Genomic DNA, 19,621 nt, shown 5'->3' on the forward strand with positions numbered 1-19,621 from the left:
ACACCGACGACGGCTCACGCGTCGACGTCGAGCGCGTCCAGCTCCTCGCGGGCGGCGTCGGCGGCCTCGCGCGCGTCGTCGGCCCTCCGGGACGCGCGGTCGCGGCGGGACTGCGCCGCCGCGAGGTCGTCCTCGGCGCGGTCGAGCGCGTGCTCGCGCTCGGCGATGCCGCGGCGGAGCTCGTCGATCTCGGCCTGGAGCTGGAGGATCCTCGCCTGCACGGTCCGGGCGCGCTCCTCGGCCTCGCGCAGCTCCTCGGTCGTCGTGGCCTCGCGGGCCTCGGCGCGGTCCCGCGCCGCCTGCGCCCGTTCCCTGGCGCGGGTGCGCCGGTGCTCGTCCGCGAGGGTGCGCGACCGCGTGCCGCTCCTCGTGCCCGCCGGGGGCTCCGCGGCCGCGGGCTCGTCGCCCTCCTCGGCCGCGTCGCCGTCCGAGGCCGCGCCGTCCTCCTCGGCCCGCGGGCCACCACCGCGCCGGCGGTCCTTGCCCGCCCGCCGACCCGGGCGCCCGGGACCGCGAGCCCCGGTCTCAGCGCCCGCGTCGTCCTCCTCAGGCTCGGCCGCCTTGCCCTCGTCGTCGTCCGCGGCCTCGTCGCCGCGCGCCCGAGCCGCCTCGCCAGCACGCGCCGCGCCGGGCCGCCCGGGCCGCCCGGGCCGCCCGCCCGCGTCACCCCCGCCACGGCCCCCGACCTCGACGAGGTCGTCCACGGCGTCGGCGTCGGGCACCACCCCGGGGACGGCGAGGGCGCCGTCGAGATCGACGGCGCCGAGCCCGGTCGCCTCCATCGTCGCCACGAGCAGGCCGCTGAGCAGGGCCTGCGCGGCGCGCGGGTCCACCATCGCCGCCCGCACCATGGTGTCGAGCTCCCCCGCTGCGGCCTCGCCGACGTGCTGGCCGAGCTCGTCGCCCACCGCCCGAGCGGCCGCGACCACGTCCCGGAGCACCCGGCGGCGCTCCCGGTCGAGCTCCCGCATCCGCGCCCGGTCGAGCGCGGCCTGGGCGGTGCGCAGCTCCTCCCCCACCCGGACGACGTCGTCGAGCACCTCCGACCGGCGCCGGGCGAGCATGTTGGCGGCCCACGCCGCGACGGACGGCTTGCGCAGGGCCTTGACGGCCTGGGCCAGTCCCCGGTCGCCGTCGGCGCGCGCCGCCTTGGCTCGCCGGTCGCGCTCCGCGACGAACTCCGCCAGGCCCAGCCCGTAGAGCTCGCGAGCGACGACGACGACGTCGCTCATCTCGGGGCGGCCGCCATCGCCCGGACGACGTGGGCCATCGGCGACCCGAGGTTCCACCGCTCCGCCAGTCGCGCGACGGCGTCGGGGTCCGCCGGCGTGGCGGGCACCGCGTCGTCGACCTCGGCGACGGGGGCGTCCGGCGCGACCCGCACGACGCCGGGCGCCACGGCGAGGTAGTCACGCGCCTCGACGAGGCGCGTGCGCTGCGCCGGCGTGAGGCCGCTCCCCACCTGGTCGGCCGCCGCGATGACGCCCGCGAGGTCGCCGTACCGGCCCAGGAGGGCGACGGCGGTCTTCTCCCCGATCCCGGCCACCCCCGGCAGCCCGTCGCTCGGGTCGCCGCGCAGGGTGGCCATGTCGGCGTAGCCCTGCCCGCTCGTCACGCCGTACCTGGCCCGCAGCCACGCCTGGTCGACCCGCTGGAGGTCCTTGATGCCCTTCATGGGGTAGAGGACGACGACGCCCGCCGCGTCGTCGACGAGCTGGAAGAGGTCCCGGTCCCCGGTGACCACCTCGACGGTGCCGGCCCGCTCCCCGGCCGGCCGGGCGAGCTCGCGGGCGACGAGCGTGCCGATGACGTCGTCGGCCTCGAAGCCCGGCGCGCCCAGCCGAGGGATCCCCAGAGCGGCCAGGGCCTCGACGATGATCGGCACCTGCACCGTGAGCGCGGGCGCGACCTCCTCGGTCCCGTCCTCGGTGAGCCGGTTCGCCTTGTACGACGGCAGCGCCGCCACCCGCCAGGCCGGGCGCCAGTCGTCGTCCCAGCACGCGACGACGCGCGCCGGCCGGCGGTCCTCGATGAGCCGACCGATGGTGTCGAGGAACCCGCGGACCGCGTTGACCGGCGTCCCGTCGGGCGCCTTGAGGCTGTCCGGCACGCCGAAGAACGCGCGGAAGTACAGCGAGGCCGAGTCGAGGAGGAGCAACGGACCACCGGTGGGAGCCATGCAGGGACGGTACCCGGCCGGGTCCGGGGCCGCGCCGAGGACGCCGGCGCCCGGGTCACGGCGCCGAGTCATGGCGCCCTCCCGGGTGCGCGAGAATGATCATCATGACCGAGACGACACCCCTTCCCCGTGACGAGGCAGGGGCGCACCTCGAGGCGCTCGCCGCTCGCCTGGGGACCGAGCTTGCCGGGCGGGCGACCCTCGAGCGGGTGACGCCGGAGGACCACCCCGGCGGCCGCAGCGTCGTCATCCGCCCTCGCCATCCCGCAGCGGCGTCGGTCACGTGGGTGGAGACGGCCGAGTTCCTCTCGGTGGAGGTCGGCGGGCACAGCCAGCGGCGAGGGCACTGGGACCTCGACCGCACCTCGCTCGACGCCGTCTTCCTCGCCGACATCGTGGACGCGGCGGTCCGTGGACACGTCGTCGAGGTGAGCGCCCCCGGCCGGTCGCGGATGGAGATCACCTTCCCCGACGGCGAGGTGATCGTCACGACCACCTCCCAGGTGCCGGCTGGCTGCCTGCCGATCCCGGGATGGGTCCGCCGCGGCAAGCGGATCCAGTACGCGCCCCACTGATCGGCCCGGGCTCTCGGGTGGCCGAGCGGCGCCGGGCCGATGACTTCCGCGGCCGGCACCGGTCCGTATGGCAGGGGCACCGCGCGCCCTGACCCCAGCCGAGGAGCTCGAGATGGACCGCATGATCTTCGTCAACCTGCCCGTCTCCGACCTCGACGTCTCCCGCCGCTTCTACGTCGGCCTCGGCTTCGCGGTCAACGAGCTCTTCACCGACGACCAGGGCGTGTGCATCGTCGTCTCGGACGCGGTCTGCCTGATCCTGCTCCCGTCCGAGCGCTTCGCCGAGTTCGCGCCGTCGACGGTCGCCGACCCCCGCCGGATCACCCAGGTGCTCAACGCCCTGTCCGCCGACTCGCGGGCGGAGGTCGACGCGCTCGTCGCCCGCGCGCTCACCCACGGCGGCACCGAGTACCGCGACGCCATGGAGGACGGCCCGGGGTACGCCCGCGCGGTCACCGACCCCGACGGCCACGCCTGGGAGTTTCTCTACTACGACCTCGCGGCCGTGCGCTGACTCAGCGACGCGTCCAGGCGAGCAGGTCGTCGACGTCCATCGCGTTGACGACCCGGTCGCGGGTGATCCCCTGCTCCTGCGCCCGGGCGCAGCCGTGGTCGAGGAAGTCGAGCTGGCCGGGGGCGTGCGCGTCGGTGTCGATGGCGAACCGGCAGCCGGTCTCGTCGGCGAGGGCGAGCAGCCGGGTGGGCGGGTCACGCCGCTCGGGCCGGGAGTTGATCTCGACGGCGACGTCGAAGCGCCGGCACGCCTCGAAGACGATCTCGGCGTCGAACTGTGACTCGGGCCGGGTGCCGCGCCCGCCGGTGACGAGCCGCCCCGTGCAGTGGCCGAGGACGTCGACCGCGGGGTTCGCGATGGCGGTGACCATCCGCCGGGTCATCGTGGCGGCGTCCATCCGCAGCTGGGAGTGGACGGAGGCGACGACGACGTCGAGCTCGGCGAGCAGCTCCGGTTCCTGGTCGAGCGAGCCGTCCTCGGTGATGTCGACCTCGATGCCGGTGAGGATCCGGAACGGCGCGAGCTCGGCGTTGAGCCGGGCGACCACGTCGAGCTGCTCGCGCAGCCGCTCCGGGCTCAGCCCCCGGGCCACTGTGAGGCGCGGGGAGTGGTCGGTGAGGGCGACGTAGGAGTGGCCGGCGGCGACGGCGGCCTGGGCCATCTCCGCGATCGGGCTGCCGCCGTCGGACCAGTCGGAGTGGGTGTGCAGGTCCCCGCGCAGCCAGCCGCGGACCACCTCCCCGCCCTCGACGAGCGGGCGGGCCCGCGCCTCGAGGTCGGCGAGGTAGGCGGGCACCGCGCCGCGGGCCGCCTCCGCCGCCACGGCCGCCGTCCTCGGGCCGACGTCGGGCAGCTGCGTGAGCGTCCCGGCGGCGAGGCGCTCCTCGAGCTCGCCGGCGGGCAGCGCCTCGAGCCGCCACGCGGCCTTGCGGAACGCCTTGACCCGGTGCGGCTCGGCGAGGTCTCGCTCGAGGAGGTAGGCGACGCGCTTGAGTGCCTCGACGGGATCCACGTCGGTGAGGCTACGCGGCGGCGCGCGCACCGCAACGCGCGGGCGGCGCGGCGCGTGGTCTTGCCGGTCCGGGCGTGCGGGCGGTAGGAAAGCGGGGTGGACTTCCTCGACGTCATCCGCTCGGAGTCGGCACGCTTCTCCGCACTCGCCCGCCAGCTCGCGCCCCAGGCGCCCGTCCCCACGTGCCCCGGGTGGACCGGCGCCGACCTCGTCTACCACCTCGCGGAGGTCCAGGACTTCTGGGCGTACGTGGCGGTGGGGTCCGACGGCGAGGACGTGGCCCCGCTCCCCCGGCCCGAGAACCCTGCCGCGCTGCCGGGCCTGTTCGACGACGCGAGCCGGCGCCTGGCGACCGCGCTCGCCGGTGCCGATCCCGGGGATGTGTGCTGGTCCTGGGACGACGACGGCCACCACGTCGGGTGGGTGCTGCGCCGGCAGGCGCACGAGGCGCTCATCCACCGCGTCGACGCCGAGCTCGCGGCCGGCGTCCCCGTCACCCCGGTCGCCGACGAGCTCGCCGCGGACGGCGTCGACGAGATCCTCGCGGTCATGGTCGCCGGCGTGCCGGGCTGGAGCTCCTTCCACCCCGACGGGGCGGCGGTGCGCCTCGAGGTGGCCGACGGCGCCCAGGCGGGCCGGTCCTGGACGCTGCGGGTCGGCCGCTTCCGCGGGGTGGGTCCGGACTCGGGCCGGGAGTGGGACCTGCCGGCGGCCGAGCTCACCAAGGACCCCGCAACCGCGCGGACGGCCGTGCCGCTCGTGGGCGGTGCGTGGGAGCTGGACCGGTGGTTGTGGGGGCGCGGCACCCTCGCCACGCTCGAGGCCCTCGAGCCGGAGCAGCGCGCCGTCGCCGAGGGGTTCCGCGCCATGGTGGCCGCCACGACGCAGTGACGGACTCCCCCGTCCCCGCGGAGCACGCAGAACGGGGGCGGCGCCGAAGCGCCGCCCCCGTCCGTCAGCGTGGGTCTACTCGAGGTTGATCGTCACGTCCGCGCTCTCCCGCAGGGAGGTGACGAGCGCCTCGACGGCGGCCCCCTCCTTCTGCGAGCGCACCTGCTCCTCGACCTGCGGGCGGACCTCCTCCAGCGGCGGCATCTCGGCCGTCTGGCCGGACGCGGCGCCGGCCGCCTCCTGCTGGGCGACGGCCTCGTCGTAGGCGGCCTGGACCTCCTCGTCGGTGGGCGTGGTGTCCCCCGCCTCGTCGGCGATGAGCTGCTCGACCTTGACCTGGGTCTCCAGCTGAGAGCGGATCTCCTCCTCGGTCATCCCCTGCTCGGTGAGCGCGGTGATGACGGCGTCGGCCGACTCGAGCCCGTTCTGCTCCGCCATCTCGGCGAGCGCGGCGTCGACGGCGTCCGGGGTGGCGGTGAAGCCGCGGTTGTCGGCCTCCTGGATGAGCAGCGTGTTGCCCACCATGTTGTCGGCGACCTGCGCCTTGAGCAGGTCCTGGTCGACCGGCTGGCCGGACATCTGCGCCTGCATGGCGTACTGGGAGAACATCCCCTCGTACGTGGAGACGAACTCGTCGCGGCCGATCTCCTCGCCGTTGACGACGGCGACGACGTCCGGGATGCCCTCGAGGTCGGGCTCCGGGGCGGCGTTGGGGTCGGCGGGCGCCGTCGGCTCGGCGGACGCGGAGGCGGTCGACGTGGCGGTCGACGTCGCGCTGGGCGTGCCGTCGGTCGCGGCGTCGTCGGAGCCGCCGCTGCAGGCCCCGACGGCCATCAGCGAGAAGGCCAGGCTCACGCCCAGCAGTACGTTTTTCCTCATGAGGATTTTCCTTGCGTGCGTGGGCATGAACGCATCACTGTACGCCGCGCGCCCACCGGTTGCCTGACGTCAGGTCGCCCCTGCATCACACCGGCAGCGCCTGCGGGAGGCCGAACGTGGTGAAGAGCTCGCGCGAGAACCAGCACGTCACGTGGGAGACGCCGTCGGCGGTCACGGTGAGCTGCTGGAGCTGGAAGGCCCGGTGGACCCCGTCCTCGCCCCGCAGGTACAGCGCGAGGGTGGGGAGCCCGTTGGCGGCCGTCCGGACCACCCGCATGTCCCCCGCGGCGGTGGCGGGGCACCACGTGGAGATGAGCCGCCCGACGTCCTCGGCACCGAGGTACCAGTCCTCGAAGGGCGGCATCTCCCACACGACGTCGGTGGCGACGAGCTCGACGATGGCGGCGACGTCGTACGCCTCGAAGGCGGCGACGTAGGCGGCCAGCAGCCGCCGCCGGCGGTCGTCGTCGGGCAGCTCGGGGCGGGCCTGCGTGTCGACGGCGGCCATCCGCGCGCGGGCGCGCTGGAGCGTGGAGTTCACCCCGGCGACGGTGAGGTCGAGGGCCTCGGCCACCTCACTGGCCCGCCAGGCCAGCACGTCACGCAGGAGCAGGACCGCGCGCTGCTGGGCGGTGAGGTGCTGGAGCGCGGCGACGAACGCCAGGCGGACACTGTCCCGGGTCACGGTCCGCGCGGCCGGGTCCTCGGGGGCATCGGCCCACACCAGCGCGTCGGGCAGCGGCTCGGCCCAGGCCGTGGCGTGGTCCTCGCGGGGGGCGGTGGCCGGGTCCGACGCGGGCGCCCCGAGGCCGGTGGGCAGGGGGCGGCGGGCCCGGCCCTGGAGGTAGGTGAGGCACGCGTTGGTGGCGATGCGGAACACCCAGGTCCGCAGGGACGAGCGGTTCTCGAACCCGTGGAAGGAGCGCCACGCGCGCAGGTACGTCTCCTGGACGAGGTCCTCCGCGTCGTGCACGGACCCGGTCATCCGGTAGCAGTGGGCGAGGATCTCCCGGCGCAGCGGCTCGAGCAGGGCGATGACGTCGTCCGAGCCGCTGCGGGCGACGTCCTCGGCGCGCTGGCGCTGTGGCACAGCCTCCATGGCCATGCGACGACGGTAGAGGTCGGTGCTCGACGTGGCTAGACCCCTGCCGTCTCGCCGCGGGCCGCCGCCTCGAGCGCGGCGATGTCGAGCTTGACCATGCCGAGCACCGCCCGGTTCACCCGTTCGGCCACGGCCGGGTCGGCGTCGACGGTGAGCTCGGGCAGCCGGCGCGGGACCACCTGCCAGGACAGCCCGAAGCGGTCGGTGAGCCAGCCGCACGCCACCTCGCGGCCGCCGTCGGCGGTGAGGTGGGACCAGTAGTGGTCGAGCTCGGCCTGGTCGGCGCACTCGATCTCGAACGAGACCGCCGCGGTGAAGGGGTACTCCGGACCGCCGTTGAGCGCGGCGAAGGGCGTCCCGTCGAGGGAGAACAGGACGGCCATGACCTGCCCCTGCCGCTCGGGGTTCTCCGGCCCGTACCGGTCGGTGCGGACGACGGCGGAGTTCGGGAAGACCGAGACGTAGAACTCGGCGGCGTCCAGGGCCTGGGTGTCGAACCACAACCAGGGAGTGATGGCGGGCATGGCGGGCTCCTTCGAGGAGGGGCGGCGGGCACGCTGCCGGACGGCGGCGCACTACCCGGATAGACCCGGCCCCCGCCCCGAACTCATCGGAGCGCGCTCACTTGCCCGACCCCCTCCCTGTCGGTGTCCGTCAGCCCGTGCGCGCCCCCGCTGCCGGCGCGGGTTGTGGCGTGGTCGTGGGGCCCTGGCAGACCGGGCCCTCCGCCGTCCACGTCAGTCGGTCCAGGCACATGCGCCGGGCCGTACCGGCCGCGTCCCAGGCGTGGTAGACGAGCCAGTCGGCGCCGGCGTCGTCGGTGACGACGCTCGCGTGCCCCGGCCCGTGGACCACGCCGGGAACCGTCCGCACGACCGTCGGTCCGGCGGCAGCACCGTCGGGCTCGTGCCAGGGGCCCATCGGGGTCTGCGCCCACACCGCCGAGACGCCGTACCCCGCCTCCTCCCAGTTCCCACCGGAGTACAGGCACCAGTAGCGGCCCTGCCGGCGCACGACGAACGGGCCCTCGCAGGTGTGCCAGTCGTGCACGGCGCCGTACATCGGCCGGTCCGCGAGGAAGAGCTGCCAGTCCGCGGTGGCACTCACCACCGGCCGCGGGTCGCCGGCGAGGCGACCGGGGCCGACGAGCCGGTCGACGACGACGGCGGTCCCCACCCGTTCTCCCTCGAGCCGGTCGACGGCGTAGAAGAGGTACCACTGGCCGTCGTCGTCCCGGAACGGGTGGGCGTCGATCGCGAACGGCTCGTCCGGGGTGAGCACCACGCCCGCGTCCCGGTAGGGGCCGCTGGGGCTGGTGCTCGTCGCCACCCGCAGGGCGTGGCCGCGGTCCTCGACGCCCGCGGAGTAGTACAGGACGTACTCGCCGCCCATACGCGCGATCTCCGGTGCCCACAGGTGCGTGGCCTCGCCGGGGACGTCGTCGGGGGCGAGGACGTCCCCGAGCGGTTCCCACCGGACGAGGTCGGCGGAGGCGAGGGCGACGAGGGACTGCGCGCCCTCCCCCGGCCCGGTCCCCACCGCCACGTACCCGCCGGGCGTGGCCAGCACGAACGGGTCCGCGAGGTAGCCGGGCCAGACGGGGTTGGTGTACGTCCGCCCCCGCGCCCCCTCGGACGTCATCCCTTGAGTCCCGCCCGACCGACACCCTCGACGACGTACCGCTGGGCGGCGAAGTACATGAGGAGGACCGGGACGCTCGCGATGACCGCGCCGGCCATGAGGAGGTCGTACCGCACCGAGTTGGCGTTCTGCAGGGTCGACAGGCCGGCCGGCAGGGTCTGGTTCTCCGGGGAGAACAGGACGTAGACCGGCCAGAGGAAGTCGTTCCAGTTGGTGAGGAACGACAGCAGCGCCAGCGTCACGAGGGCCGGCCGGGACAGCGGCAGGATCACCGTGCGGAACGTCCGCCAGCGCGTCGCGCCGTCGATGAACGCCGCCTGCTCGAGCTCGAGGGGCAGCCCCATGAAGAACTGCCGCATGAAGAACACCCCGAAGGCGCCGGCGGCGCCGGGGAGGATGACGGCGAGCAGCGTGTCGAGCCACCCCAGTCGGCCGACGATGAGGTAGTTGGGGATGAGGAGGATGACGGGCGGCACGAACAGGGTGGCGACGATGATCGGGAAGAGGATGCGGCGGCCGCGGAAGTCGATCCGGGCCAGCGCGTAACCCGCCATCGAGGCGGTGACGACGATGATCAGCGTCTGCCCGGTCGCCGCGGCGAGGCTGTTGATGAGCCAGCGGATCACCGGGGTGCCCTCGGCGCCGAGGATCGCCTCGTACGCCTGGAGGGTCGGCTCCTCCGGGATCCACTGCGGCGTGGGTGCGGCGGCGCCCGCCGTCGTCTTGAACGACGTGGAGAGCATGTAGAGCAGCGGCGAGATGAAGACGAGGGTGAGGATGGCGAGCAGCACGTAGAGCAGGGTGCGGCTCGCGCCCCGGCCCTTGCGGTTCTCGTCGGGCCGGATGGTGCGCGGCGCGGTCGCGGTGCTCATCGGGCATCCTTCCTGGGCCGGTCGGGACGTTCACGGAAGAGGAAGAAGACCGCCATGCTGATGATCGCGAGGAAGACCGAGAAGATCATCGACATGGCCGAGGCGAGGCCGGAGTTGAAGCTCGTGAGCCCGGTCTCCGCGATCTGGTAGATCGCCGTGCGCGTCTCCTGGCCGGGACCGCCCTGGGTCATGAGGTAGGACTGCCCGAACATGTTCACCGAGGCGATGATCGTCACGCTGGTGATGAAGAGCAGCACGGGACGCAGCCCCGGGATGGTGATGTGCCGGAACCGCTGCCAGGGCCCGGCGCCGTCCATCTTCGCGGCCTCGTAGAGCTCCGGGGAGATGTCCTGCAGGGCGGCGAGGTAGATGACGGTGTTGAAGCCGAGCGTCCACCACACCGTCACCCCGATGAGCGAGATCCACGCCCACGGCAGCTGCGTGAGCCACGGGATGGCGTCGTTGAGGCCGATGACGCCGAGGTAGTGGTTGACGAGGCCGATGTTGGTGTCCAGCAGGTAGCGCCACAGCACGGCGACGACGGCGACGCCGAGGACGTACGGCGCGAAGTACATGGCCCGGAAGAAGTTCCGGCCACGGAACTTGATGTTCATCGCCAGGGCCACCACGAGCGGGAGGACGAGGAGGAGCGGGACGGTGGCCACCGTGAAGATCGCCGTGCCCTGCATGCCCTGCCAGAACGCCCCGGCGAACGGGGAGCTGCCGTCGATGAGGCCGGTGTAGTTGTCGAGGCCGATGAACGGCTTCTCCGCCAGGGTGTAGTCGTAGTCGTGGAGGCTGATCCACACGCCGATGATGGTCGGCAGGATGACGAAGGCCGTGAAGACCACGAGGTACGGCGCCATGAAGAGCCAGCCGTCGCGGTTGTCGCGGGAACGGGTGGCGGCGGCCCGTGCGCTGGTGCGCACGGCGCTGGTCCGGCTCGCGCTCGCGCCCGTGGCCACCCCGGCGGCGGGCGGATTGATCGCTACATCGCTCATGCCTGGCCCCTCTCGAACTTGCGGAGGTTGTTCTGCATCATCGCCGTCGCCCGGGAAGCGGCACCCTCGAGCGCGGACCGCGCGTCCGCCCGGCCGAGGATGGTGTCGGCGATGGCCGTCTCCAGCGTCTGGACCTGCACCTCACCCACGGCCGCGACCGGCGGGAGGAACCGCATCGAGGGGATGGCCTCGGTGAGCGCGGCCTGGGGGGTCGCCCGGAACTCCTCGGTCTCCCGGGCCGAGGTCAGCGCGGGGATCATCCCCGCGTCGGCCCAGGACGCGGAGTTCTCCACGAGGTACTGGAGGAACTGCTTGCTCGCGAGGAGCCGGTTGTCGTCCGGGCGCCGGCTCCGGAACAGCACGAGCTGGTGGGAGTTCGCCCAGACCGCCGGCTCCGTGCCCACGGTCGGCAGCGGCGTCATCGTCCACGACAGGTCGGGGGCCGTGGTGGTGAGGTCGTTGGCCTGCCAGATCCCGTCCCAGGTGTAGGCGCCCTCCCCGTTCTTGAACGCCGTGTACTGCGAGTCGATGGCGACGTTGGCGGGGCTGTAGCCCTGCTCGATGTGGTCGACCATCCACTGCAGCGCGTCGACGCCGGCGTCGCTGCCGAACGTCGCCGCCGTGCCGTCCTCGGCGTAGGGCTCCCCGCCGAACTGCCACAGCAGCGACAGGAAGATGAGGTGCGCCGGCCAGCGGTTGGGCATCCACAGCGGGGAGGACACCCCGGCGCCCACGAGGGCGGACATCTGCTCCTCGAACTCGGCCCCGGTGGCGGCCGGGGTGGTGATCCCCGCCTGCTCGAGGACCGAGCGGTTGCCGTACATCGCGAGGGAGTGCATGTCGAGCGGGATGCCGTACCGCTGCTCCTGGTACATCCCGGCGTTCCACACGTCCTCGGGGTAGTCCCCGCCGCTGAGCCCCAGCTCGGTGACGACGTCGTCGATGGGGGTGATCGTGCGGCGGGCCGCCTGGGTGGCGAGCTGCTCGACGTGCATGGCGCCGACGTCGGGCCCCTGCCCCGCGTGCACCGCCGCGATGACCCGCTGGTAGTACTGCGCCCACTGGACGACGTTCATCCGGACGTCGATGAGGTCCTGGCTGGCGTTGAAGTCCTCGACGAGCTGGCGCATGGCCGGGCCGTCACCGCCGGTGAAGCCGTTCCAGTACTGGATCGTCACCGGCGGCCCCGAGTACCCGCTGCTCTCCAGCGTGGGGCCGGTGGACGTCAGGGGCGTCGCACTGGCGCACCCCGCCATCACCAGCCCGGTGCCTGCCGCCCCGAAAACAAGAAAGTCCCGCCGTGAAACTGAACGGCCCCCCATGCCAACCACCTTCTCGCGTCATCGTCGAGTGTGATGGCGCTCACAGTAGCCCCGCCGTGCCGTGCGGGTCACCATTCCAGCGTCCGACACGCGCGCCGGTGCCGCGTGGTCGCCCGGCGCGCCCGTGGGTACCGTCGTCGCAGGCGACCGGCCCGCATCCGGCCGGGCTGCCCGACCTCCGACGAAGGAGACCCGTGACCGAGCCCAGCACGGACATCCGCCACCTCCGGGCGGGCGGCACGTCGCTCGTCCTCGACTGCACGGGGACGGCGCTGCCCCGCGTCCTGCACTGGGGCGCGGACCTCGGGGACCTCGACGGCGCCGACCTCGCCACGCTGCGGCGGGTGAGCGAGCCCCCGCTGGTCTCCGGCCAGGCCGACGTCGTCGTGCCGCTCGGGCTGCTGGCGGAGCACTCCGCCGGGTGGCTGGGCACGCCGGGTCTGGTGGGCCACCGCGCCGGCACCGACTTCTCCACCGCGTTCGCCGTGTTCGCGGTGGAGGACGAGACGCCCGATGAGGACCCCGTCGTCGCCCGCCGGGTCGTCGCCCGCGCGGACGACGCCACGGCCCGCCTGGGGCTCGTCGTCGTCGTGGAGCTCCTCCACGCCGGCCTGGTGCGGATGCGGGGGCAGGTGACCAACCTCGGCGACGGCGTCTTCGACCTCGCCGCCCTCGACCTCGCCCTTCCGGTCCCCACCGAGGCCGTGGAGATCCTCGACCTCACCGGTCGCCACCTGCGCGAGCGCTCACCCCAGCGGCACGCGTTCACCCTGGGCACCCACCTGCGCGAGTCGCGCGGCGCCCGGGGCCCCGACGCCAGCCTCGTCCTCGCCGTCGGGACGCCCGGGCTCGCGTGGCGGCGCGGGGAGGTGCGCGGCGTCCACGTCGCCTGGTCCGGCAACACCCGCACCTACGCCGAGCGGACCAACCTCGGCCTCTCCCTCGTCGCGGGCGGCGAGCTGCTGCTGCCCGGCGAGGTGCGCCTCGGGCCGGACGAGTCGTACACCGGGCCGTGGGTCTACGGCTCGCACGGCACCGGCCTCGACGGGCTGTCCGGGCGCTTCCACCGCTTCCTCCGTGGTCGTCCGGAGCACCCGCGCCGCCCCCGTCCCGTCACGCTCAACGTGTGGGAGGCGGTCTACTTCGACCACGACCTCGCGCGGCTCACCCGCCTCGCCGACGTCGCGGCCTCGGTGGGGGTCGAGCGCTACGTGCTCGACGACGGGTGGTTCGGCTCGCGGCGCGACGACACCTCCGGGCTCGGGGACTGGGTGGTCTCGCCCGAGGCGTGGCCGCACGGGCTGGGGCCGCTCGTCGAGCACGTCCACGGACTCGGCATGGAGTTCGGCCTGTGGTTCGAGCCGGAGATGGTCAACCCCGACTCCGACCTCTACCGCGCACACCCCGAGTGGATCCTCGCGGTGCCGGGCCGCGTGCCGGTGCCCATGCGCCACCAGCAGGTGCTCGACCTCACCCACGCCGGCGCGTACGCCCACGTCCGCGACCAGATCCTCGCGGTCCTCGCCGCCTACCCCATCGACTACCTCAAGTGGGACTACAACCGGGACCTCGTCGAGCCGGGCCACCAGCCCACCGGCCGCGCCGCGGTCCACGAGCAGACCCGGGCGCTCTACCGCCTGCTCGACGAGATCCGCGCGGCGCACCCCGGTCTGGAGATCGAGTCGTGCGCGAGCGGCGGCGGGCGGGTGGACCTCGGCATCCTCGCCCGGACCGACCGCGTGTGGGGCTCGGACAGCATCGACCCGCTCGAGCGGCAGCAGATCGAGGCCTACACCTCCCTCCTGCTCCCGCCCGAGCTCGTGGGCTCCCACATCGGCTCCCCGGTGAGCCACACCACCGGTCGCGCGCACGCGCTCGACTTCCGCGCCGCCACGGCCTTTTTTTCCCACCTCGGCATCGAGTGGGACCTCACGGCGGCCAGCCCGGCCGAGCACGACCGCCTGCGCGAGTGGGTGAGCGCGCACAAGGCGCACCGCCCGCTCCTCCACGGCGGCACCGTGGTCCACGCGGATTACGCCGACGACGCGATCTGGGTGCACGGCGTCGTCGCCCCGGACGGCGGCGAGGCGATCGTCACCATCGTCGCGCTGGCGACCACCGTCGCCTCACCGCCCGGGCGCCTGCGGATCCCCGGCCTCGCGCCCGACGCCCACTACCGGCTCACGCCGCTCGCCCCGGGCGACGTCGTCCACGGGCGCACCGGGCACCGGGCTCCGCCCTGGTGGGCGGAGCCCGTGACGCTGCCGGGTGCCGTGCTCGGCGGGGTCGGCGTGCAGGCCCCGGTACTCAACCCCGAGCAGGCGGTGCTGCTGCACCTCGTGCGGGTCTGACGCCCCCGCGCGAGCGGGTCTGATGGGCCACGGCCCCGCCGCGGGCCAGAATGCCGCCGAGGGGTCCGAGCCCTCAGGCCGCGGTCGGCTTGGACGGACGCGAGTGGGACTCGTTCGTCATGTCCTCGAGCTCCCGGCCGAGCGTCTCCGGCACGCGGCGTATCACGAAGATGAAGGAGATGAGCGCGCACGCCGCGTAGATCCCGTAGGCGAGCGTGAGGCTGATGTTGGAGAGCACGGGGAACGTCGTCGAGACCGCGAAGTTGGCCAGCCAGTTGAGCGCGGAGGCCACGGAGATCGCCGTCGCGCGGATCCGGTTGGGGAACATCTCCCCGAGCATCACCCACATGATCGGACCCCAGGTGGCGCCGAAGAAGACGACGAAGCCGTTCGCCGCGAGCAGCGCGATGGTGCCCCACGGGGCGTCGAGGCTGGCCTCGCCGTCGACCACCGTGGCCTGGGAGAAGGCGAGCGCCATGACCCCGAGGGTGATGGCCATGCCGAGCGAGCCGGTGAGCAGCAGCGGGCGGCGGCCGACCTTGTCGATGAGCATGATCGCCACGATCGTCACGACGATGTTCGTCACCGACGTGATGACGGAGGTGAGCATCGCCTGGCTCTCGCCGAAGCCGACCGAGCGCCACAGCGACGTCGAGTAGTAGAAGATGACGTTGATCCCGACGAACTGCTGGAAGACCGCCAGGAAGATGCCCACCCAGACGATGGGCTTGAGCCCGAGCTTCTCCCCCCGCAGGTCCCGCAGGCTCTCCGACGACTCCCGGGTGAGCGAGCGGCTGATCTCGGCGATCTTTGCCGCCGTGTCCGTGACACCGGTGTAGGTGCTGAGCACCCGGGCGGCCTCCTTGAGGCGCCCGACGTCGACGAGGTAGCGCGGCGACTCCGGGACCGTGAGCGCGAAGATCCCGTAGAGGACCGCCGGCACCGCCTCCGCCAGGAACATCCAGCGCCACGCCTCGAGGCCGAGCCACAGCTCGCGTGCCGCCCCGCCGGCGACGTCGGCGAGCACCGCGTCGGAGAGCAGCGCGGCGAAGATGCCGACGACGATGGCGAGCTGCTGGAGGGACCCGAGCCGCCCGCGCACGTTGGCCGGGGAGACCTCGGCGATGTACGCCGGGGCGATGACCGAGGCGGCTCCCACGCCGAGGCCCCCGAGGGCGCGCCAGAAGATGAGGTCCACCGGCCCGACGGCGAGGCCGGAGCCGATGGACGAGACGGTGAAGAGCACCGAGGCGATGACCATGACCCGCACGCGGCCCTGACGGGCGGCCAGCGGCCCGGCGAACCAGGCGCCGATGACGCACCCGAGGAGCGCCGAGGAGACGGTGAAGCCCTGGAGGAACCCGGTGATGCCGAAGTCGTTGCTCATGGCCTCGAGCGCCCCGTTGATGACCGAGGTGTCGAACCCGAAGAGGAAGCCGCCCATCGCGGCCGCCAGGGAGATCGCCACGATCCTTGCGTTGAACACTGCCGGTGCTGCCGGTCGCTGGGTCATCATCGCCACCTGCCCCCCGCCGAGGTCGATGGCACGATCGGACCACGCGCCGCGCCGCTCCGCCAGCGGAGGTGCGCTACCCGCCGGCGTCGAGCACGCCGGCCGGCCGGACCACCCCGACCCGCGGGTCGACGAGGAAGACCTCCAGCGCGTCGAGGACGGCGCGCATCCGCCACGAGCTCACGACGTCGAAGCCGTGCTGGCCGCCGGGGAGCTCGGCGAGCACCACCGGCTGCGCCGAGCGCGAGCGCAGCGCCGCCGCGAAGGCCCGGGCGCCGTCGACCGGGACGTAGCTGTCCCGGTCGCCGTGGACGAGGAAGAAGGGCGGCGCCCCCGCGGCGTCGAGCGCGAGGGGGGTCGAGGGGGGCGCCCCGTCCCGGTCGGCGCCGTAGTAGCGCCCGTAGTAGCCGTAGAGGCAGACGGCGGCCGCGATCCTCGGCGGCGCGGTCGGTGCGGTCGGTGCAGTGGGCGCGGTCGGTGCGCCGGGCGACGCCACGGCCGGTGCCCCGGGCGAGGCCGAGTCCGCCGCTCGCCCCGGCGCGAGCGCGCACAGCGCGGTGAGGTGCGCGCCGGCAGAGCTGCCGGCCATGACGAGGGTCGACGGGTCGCCGCCGTAGGCGGCGGCGTGGCACTGCGTCCACTCGAGCACCCGGTGCGCGTCGCCGAGGTGGTCGGCGAAGCCCGCCTCGGGGCGCAGCCGGTAGGTCGCGCTCACGCACACCCAGCCCCGCTGCGCGAGGCGGTGGAGCAGCGCGCGGGCCTCTCGGTGCTTCCCGCCGGAGGTGTAGCCGCCGCCGTGGAAGTAGACGAGGACCGGGCCGCCGACGGGCCCGCCGCGGCGCCGGTACACGTCGAGCCGGTGGCGCCGGTGCTCCCCGTACCTCAGGTCCGCGATCCGCTCCACCGTGCGGGGACGCCACGGCAGGGGGGTCAGCGCCGACGTCAGCGCCCACCGCCGGTCGGAGCGGGTCCACGCGCTCGTGGCCGGCAGCGCGTCCGCCCCGGGGACAGGGGTCCCGGCCCCCGCGAGTGCGTCCCGCACGGCGGCGCGGGCGCGGACCGCCCGCCGGGCGAGGACGGTCAGACCGGCGAGCGTGACGGCGGCCAGCGCGAGCACCGCCGCGGCGCCGGCGCCCAGGCGTCCCGGGTCGCCCAGCTCGCTCAGGGTCAGCGCGGTCACGCCGAGGAGGAGCACCGCCGCCACGTGCGGGAGCTCGCTGAACCCCACGCCGAGGACGAAGGCGGCGCGGGCCAGCGGGCGCGGCCGGAGCGGGGGGTACAGCGCCAGGGCGGTGCACGCCGCGGCCAGGACGACATTGACGACGTACCCCATCGGCATGGCGAACCCCCTCTACACCTGTATAGGCTCCCACCGTAGCCGTCGCCGAGCCCGGGAGGAAGAGTGCCGCAGCGCCGCACCCAGATCGCCGACGCCGCCATCGCCACGCTGGCCGCGCACGGCAGCCGAGGGCTCACGCACCGCGCCGTCGACCAGGCCGCCGGGCTGCCGCCCGGGTCGACGTCGTACTACCTGCGCACCCGCCTGGCCCTCCTCGAGGCCACGGTGGAACGCCTCGCCGAGCTCGACGCCGGGGAGGTCCCCGACCTCGCCGGCGCCGACCCGGCCGGGGCCCTTGCCGACGCCCTGGTCCGGCTGCTCACCGACGGGCGCGACCGGCTGCTCGCCCGGTACGAGCTCTCCCTCGAGGCCTCCCGGCGTCCCGAGCTGCGCCCCGCGCTCGTCGCCGGAAGCCGACGGATCCACGACGCCTTCGCGGGGTGGCTGGACGGGCTCGGCGTGAGCGACACCGCCGTCCGCGCGGACGCCGTGCAGGCACTGGTCGAGGGCCTCCTGCTCGCCGAGGCGACGAGCACGCGGAACCCGCCGCGGACGCGCGAGGAGATACGTCGTTCCCTCACCGTGGTCATCGGGGCCCCGTAGCCCGGGGCGCCACCCCCCTCGGCGCCGGGCGACGGCGAGGCGCGGGCTGACCGAGGCGCGGCCTACTCGTCGGCGGCCGCGGCCTCGGCCCGCCGGCCCTGGAGGAACGCCCGTTCCGCCGCGTTGCCCGCGAGCGCGATGGCCCGCTCGTACTCCTGCGCCGCCTCGCCCCTCCGGCCGAGCCGGCGCAGCAGGTCGGCACGGACCGCGTGGAGGACGTGAAAGCCGAGCAGCTCCAGGCGGTCGACGACGGCGAGCGCCGCGGCCGGCCCGGCCACCTCCGCCAGCGCGACCGCGCGGTTGAGCGCGACGACGGGCGTCGGGGCGAGCGCGAGCAGCCGGTCGTACAGGCCCAGGATCGCCGCCCAGTCGGTGTCCCGACCCGTGCGGGCAGCGCTGTGCACGGCGGCGATGGCGGCCTGGAGCTGGTACGGCCCGGGGCGGTCGCGCGCCAGGCACCACCGCACCAGGGCCTGCCCCTCCTCGACCAGCGCGGCGTCCCAGGCGGCGCGGTCCTGCTCCCCCAGCGGCACCAGCCGGCCGTCCGCCGTCGTCCGGGCCGGACGGCGGGCCTGCGTGAGGAGCATGAGCGCGAGCAGCCCCACCACCTCCTCCTGCTCGGGCAGGAGGTCGGCGAGCAGCCGGCCGAGGCGGACGGCGTCGGCGCACAGGTCCGGGCGGACGAGGGTGTCGCCGGAGCTCGCGGCGTACCCCTCGTTGAAGACGAGGTAGACCACCGCGAGCACGGCGGGCAGGCGCTCGGGCAGCTCGGCGGCGGCCGGGACGCGGTACGGGATCCGCGCCTGGCGGATCTTCGCCTTGGCGCGGGAGATCCGCTGGGCGACGGTCGCCTCCGGCAGGAGGAACGCGTCGGCGATCTCGCGGGTGGTGAGGCCCCCGAGGAGGCGGAGCGCGAGCGCCACCTGCGCCGTCGGCGCCAGCGACGGGTGGCAGCAGGTGAAGACGAGGCGGAGCTGGTCGTCGCGCACGGTGTCCTCCTCCTCGAGGCCCCGCCCCGGCGCGTGGAGGAGCTGGGACTGGGCGTGCCGGGCGTCGCGGGTCGCCTCGCGGCGCAGGCGGTCGATGGCCTTGTTCCGGGCGGTGGTGATGATCCAGCCCGCCGGGCTGGGCGGGACGCCCGCGGCCGGCCAGCGGTCGACGGCGGTGACGAACGCCTCCTGGACCGCCTCCTCGGCGAGGTCGATGTCGCCGAGGAGGCGGACGAGGACGGCTACGGCGCGCCCGTACTGCTCGCGGAAGACGCGCTCGACCGCGTCCCCCGGGGTGCTCACGTCTCGGAGTACCGGAACGGGCGGACCTCGATGGACAGGCCGCTGGCGTCGACGAGCTTGCGCGCCCAGCCGAGCGCGGCGTCAAGGTCGGGGGCGTCGACGATGGAGATCCCGCCGAGGTGCTCCTTGCCCTCGGCGAAGGGGCCGTCGGTGGTGACGACGTCGCCGTCGCGGGCGAGGACCATCGTGGCGGTCTCGCCCCCGTGCAGGCCGCCGGCGTACACCCAGGCGCCGGCTGCCCGGATCTCCGCGTTGACCTCGCCGATGCGCGCCATGATCGGCTCGAGGAACTCCGCCGGCGGCGTCGGTCCGACGGGCTCGATGACACTGAGCAGGTAGTGGGCCATGCTGCACCTCCGTGGGTCGTCGGCCGGCGGTGCCGGCCTCGGGGCCGGCGCCCTGCCGGCCTCTTACCCCTTGTACGAACGGCGGGCGCCGATCTCGACACCCGGGACCACCGGGCGGCCGAGCTCCACCAGCGCGTCCCCCTAGCCTCGCACCGGCACCTCCCGCCGGGGGCCGCAACGGGCCGACG

19 protein-coding genes are annotated in these 19,621 nt (G+C 74.5%); 5 read left to right on the top strand and 14 right to left on the bottom strand.

Going from position 1 to position 19,621, the window contains the following annotated elements:
* Positions 1-14 precede the first annotated feature (14 nt).
* Both EBO36_RS08785 and EBO36_RS08790 read right to left on the bottom strand, forming a co-directional pair.
* Complete coding sequence (locus tag EBO36_RS08785) at positions 15-1,232, bottom strand: hypothetical protein (RefSeq protein ID WP_122824269.1); 1,218 nt, start codon at positions 1,230-1,232, stop codon at positions 15-17.
* The gene (locus EBO36_RS08790; RefSeq protein ID WP_122825565.1) at positions 1,229-2,179 is read right to left on the bottom strand and encodes a 5'-3' exonuclease; all 951 of its coding nucleotides are present in this window, start codon (positions 2,177-2,179) and stop codon (positions 1,229-1,231) included. The genes EBO36_RS08785 and EBO36_RS08790 overlap by 4 nt, the downstream gene beginning before the upstream one ends.
* Positions 2,180-2,283: 104 nt before the next feature.
* On the opposite strand from EBO36_RS08790, the gene EBO36_RS08795 reads away from it, so the two are divergent.
* Together EBO36_RS08795 and EBO36_RS08800 are read left to right on the top strand one after the other, a co-directional pair.
* Positions 2,284-2,754 (top strand): hypothetical protein, encoded by a 471-nt coding sequence (locus tag EBO36_RS08795; RefSeq protein WP_164471414.1) that lies wholly within the window; start codon positions 2,284-2,286, stop codon positions 2,752-2,754.
* A 112-nt stretch (positions 2,755-2,866) separates the two neighbouring features.
* Positions 2,867-3,268, top strand: coding sequence for a VOC family protein (locus EBO36_RS08800; RefSeq protein ID WP_122824271.1), 402 nt, complete (start codon positions 2,867-2,869; stop codon positions 3,266-3,268).
* A gap of 1 nt (position 3,269) precedes the next feature.
* On the opposite strand, the gene EBO36_RS08805 is transcribed toward EBO36_RS08800, so the two are convergent.
* Positions 3,270-4,280: a PHP domain-containing protein gene (locus EBO36_RS08805; protein ID WP_122824272.1), complete on the bottom strand. Its 1,011-nt coding sequence runs from the start codon at positions 4,278-4,280 to the stop codon at positions 3,270-3,272.
* Between the two features lie 96 nt (positions 4,281-4,376).
* On the opposite strand from EBO36_RS08805, the gene EBO36_RS08810 reads away from it, so the two are divergent.
* Positions 4,377-5,171 (top strand): maleylpyruvate isomerase N-terminal domain-containing protein, encoded by a 795-nt coding sequence (locus tag EBO36_RS08810; protein WP_122824273.1) that lies wholly within the window; start codon positions 4,377-4,379, stop codon positions 5,169-5,171.
* A 75-nt stretch (positions 5,172-5,246) separates the two neighbouring features.
* On the opposite strand, the gene EBO36_RS08815 is transcribed toward EBO36_RS08810, so the two are convergent.
* From EBO36_RS08815 to EBO36_RS08845, 7 genes are all read right to left on the bottom strand, one after another.
* The gene (locus EBO36_RS08815) at positions 5,247-6,050 is read right to left on the bottom strand and encodes a SurA N-terminal domain-containing protein (protein ID WP_122824274.1); all 804 of its coding nucleotides are present in this window, start codon (positions 6,048-6,050) and stop codon (positions 5,247-5,249) included.
* 85 nt (positions 6,051-6,135) lie between these two features.
* Positions 6,136-7,149, bottom strand: coding sequence for a sigma-70 family RNA polymerase sigma factor (locus EBO36_RS08820; RefSeq protein WP_122825566.1), 1,014 nt, complete (start codon positions 7,147-7,149; stop codon positions 6,136-6,138).
* A 38-nt stretch (positions 7,150-7,187) separates the two neighbouring features.
* The gene (locus EBO36_RS08825) at positions 7,188-7,676 is read right to left on the bottom strand and encodes a VOC family protein (protein WP_122824275.1); all 489 of its coding nucleotides are present in this window, start codon (positions 7,674-7,676) and stop codon (positions 7,188-7,190) included.
* 130 nt (positions 7,677-7,806) lie between these two features.
* A complete protein-coding gene (locus tag EBO36_RS08830) occupies positions 7,807-8,793 on the bottom strand; it encodes a glycoside hydrolase family 43 protein (protein ID WP_122824276.1) in 987 nt (328 codons plus the stop codon).
* A complete protein-coding gene (locus EBO36_RS08835) occupies positions 8,790-9,665 on the bottom strand; it encodes a carbohydrate ABC transporter permease (protein WP_122824277.1) in 876 nt (291 codons plus the stop codon). Before EBO36_RS08835 ends, EBO36_RS08830 begins: the two co-directional genes overlap by 4 nt.
* Entirely contained in the window at positions 9,662-10,666 is a 1,005-nt protein-coding gene (locus tag EBO36_RS08840; RefSeq protein WP_122824278.1) for a carbohydrate ABC transporter permease, read from the bottom strand. The genes EBO36_RS08835 and EBO36_RS08840 overlap by 4 nt, the downstream gene beginning before the upstream one ends.
* Positions 10,663-11,922, bottom strand: coding sequence for an extracellular solute-binding protein (locus EBO36_RS08845; protein ID WP_244925414.1), 1,260 nt, complete (start codon positions 11,920-11,922; stop codon positions 10,663-10,665). The genes EBO36_RS08840 and EBO36_RS08845 overlap by 4 nt, the downstream gene beginning before the upstream one ends.
* Before the next feature lie 260 nt (positions 11,923-12,182).
* Here EBO36_RS08845 and EBO36_RS08850 point away from each other — a divergent pair, with 260 nt between their 5' ends.
* Entirely contained in the window at positions 12,183-14,339 is a 2,157-nt protein-coding gene (locus tag EBO36_RS08850; RefSeq protein WP_122824280.1) for an alpha-galactosidase, read from the top strand.
* Between the two features lie 73 nt (positions 14,340-14,412).
* Here the strand turns inward: EBO36_RS08850 and EBO36_RS08855 are convergent, their stop codons facing one another.
* Together EBO36_RS08855 and EBO36_RS08860 are read right to left on the bottom strand one after the other, a co-directional pair.
* A complete protein-coding gene (locus tag EBO36_RS08855; protein WP_122824281.1) occupies positions 14,413-15,852 on the bottom strand; it encodes a sugar porter family MFS transporter in 1,440 nt (479 codons plus the stop codon).
* A 76-nt stretch (positions 15,853-15,928) separates the two neighbouring features.
* Complete coding sequence (locus EBO36_RS08860; protein ID WP_122824282.1) at positions 15,929-17,191, bottom strand: alpha/beta hydrolase; 1,263 nt, start codon at positions 17,189-17,191, stop codon at positions 15,929-15,931.
* Positions 17,192-17,254: 63 nt separating this feature from the next.
* On the opposite strand from EBO36_RS08860, the gene EBO36_RS08865 reads away from it, so the two are divergent.
* Positions 17,255-17,794 (top strand): TetR/AcrR family transcriptional regulator, encoded by a 540-nt coding sequence (locus tag EBO36_RS08865; RefSeq protein ID WP_122824283.1) that lies wholly within the window; start codon positions 17,255-17,257, stop codon positions 17,792-17,794.
* A 62-nt stretch (positions 17,795-17,856) separates the two neighbouring features.
* Here the strand turns inward: EBO36_RS08865 and EBO36_RS08870 are convergent, their stop codons facing one another.
* Positions 17,857-19,086: an RNA polymerase sigma factor gene (locus EBO36_RS08870; RefSeq protein WP_122824284.1), complete on the bottom strand. Its 1,230-nt coding sequence runs from the start codon at positions 19,084-19,086 to the stop codon at positions 17,857-17,859.
* Positions 19,083-19,433, bottom strand: a complete 351-nt coding sequence (locus tag EBO36_RS08875) for a YciI family protein (RefSeq protein WP_122824285.1) — start codon at positions 19,431-19,433, stop codon at positions 19,083-19,085. The genes EBO36_RS08870 and EBO36_RS08875 overlap by 4 nt, the downstream gene beginning before the upstream one ends.
* Positions 19,434-19,621 lie beyond the last annotated feature (188 nt).

It is taken from the genome of Georgenia faecalis, assembly GCF_003710105.1.
In the GTDB taxonomy this organism is placed as follows: Bacteria; Actinomycetota; Actinomycetes; order Actinomycetales; family Actinomycetaceae; genus Georgenia_A; species Georgenia_A faecalis.

What these genes read in the sequence shown, in the direction of transcription:
- EBO36_RS08785 (WP_122824269.1), bottom strand. Translation starts at nt 1,232, where the DNA reads ATGAGCGACGTCGTCGTCGTCGCTCGCGAGCTCTACGGGCTGGGCCTG.
- EBO36_RS08790 (WP_122825565.1), bottom strand. Translation starts at nt 2,179, where the DNA reads ATGGCTCCCACCGGTGGTCCGTTGCTCCTCCTCGACTCGGCCTCGCTG.
- EBO36_RS08795 (WP_164471414.1), top strand. Translation starts at nt 2,284, where the DNA reads ATGACCGAGACGACACCCCTTCCCCGTGACGAGGCAGGGGCGCACCTC.
- EBO36_RS08800 (WP_122824271.1), top strand. Translation starts at nt 2,867, where the DNA reads ATGGACCGCATGATCTTCGTCAACCTGCCCGTCTCCGACCTCGACGTC.
- EBO36_RS08815 (WP_122824274.1), bottom strand. Translation starts at nt 6,050, where the DNA reads ATGAGGAAAAACGTACTGCTGGGCGTGAGCCTGGCCTTCTCGCTGATG.
- EBO36_RS08820 (WP_122825566.1), bottom strand. Translation starts at nt 7,149, where the DNA reads ATGGAGGCTGTGCCACAGCGCCAGCGCGCCGAGGACGTCGCCCGCAGC.
- EBO36_RS08825 (WP_122824275.1), bottom strand. Translation starts at nt 7,676, where the DNA reads ATGCCCGCCATCACTCCCTGGTTGTGGTTCGACACCCAGGCCCTGGAC.
- EBO36_RS08830 (WP_122824276.1), bottom strand. Translation starts at nt 8,793, where the DNA reads ATGACGTCCGAGGGGGCGCGGGGGCGGACGTACACCAACCCCGTCTGG.
- EBO36_RS08835 (WP_122824277.1), bottom strand. Translation starts at nt 9,665, where the DNA reads ATGAGCACCGCGACCGCGCCGCGCACCATCCGGCCCGACGAGAACCGC.
- EBO36_RS08840 (WP_122824278.1), bottom strand. Translation starts at nt 10,666, where the DNA reads ATGAGCGATGTAGCGATCAATCCGCCCGCCGCCGGGGTGGCCACGGGC.
- EBO36_RS08845 (WP_244925414.1), bottom strand. Translation starts at nt 11,922, where the DNA reads ATGGCGGGGTGCGCCAGTGCGACGCCCCTGACGTCCACCGGCCCCACG.
- EBO36_RS08855 (WP_122824281.1), bottom strand. Translation starts at nt 15,852, where the DNA reads ATGACCCAGCGACCGGCAGCACCGGCAGTGTTCAACGCAAGGATCGTG.
- EBO36_RS08860 (WP_122824282.1), bottom strand. Translation starts at nt 17,191, where the DNA reads ATGCCGATGGGGTACGTCGTCAATGTCGTCCTGGCCGCGGCGTGCACC.
- EBO36_RS08875 (WP_122824285.1), bottom strand. Translation starts at nt 19,433, where the DNA reads ATGGCCCACTACCTGCTCAGTGTCATCGAGCCCGTCGGACCGACGCCG.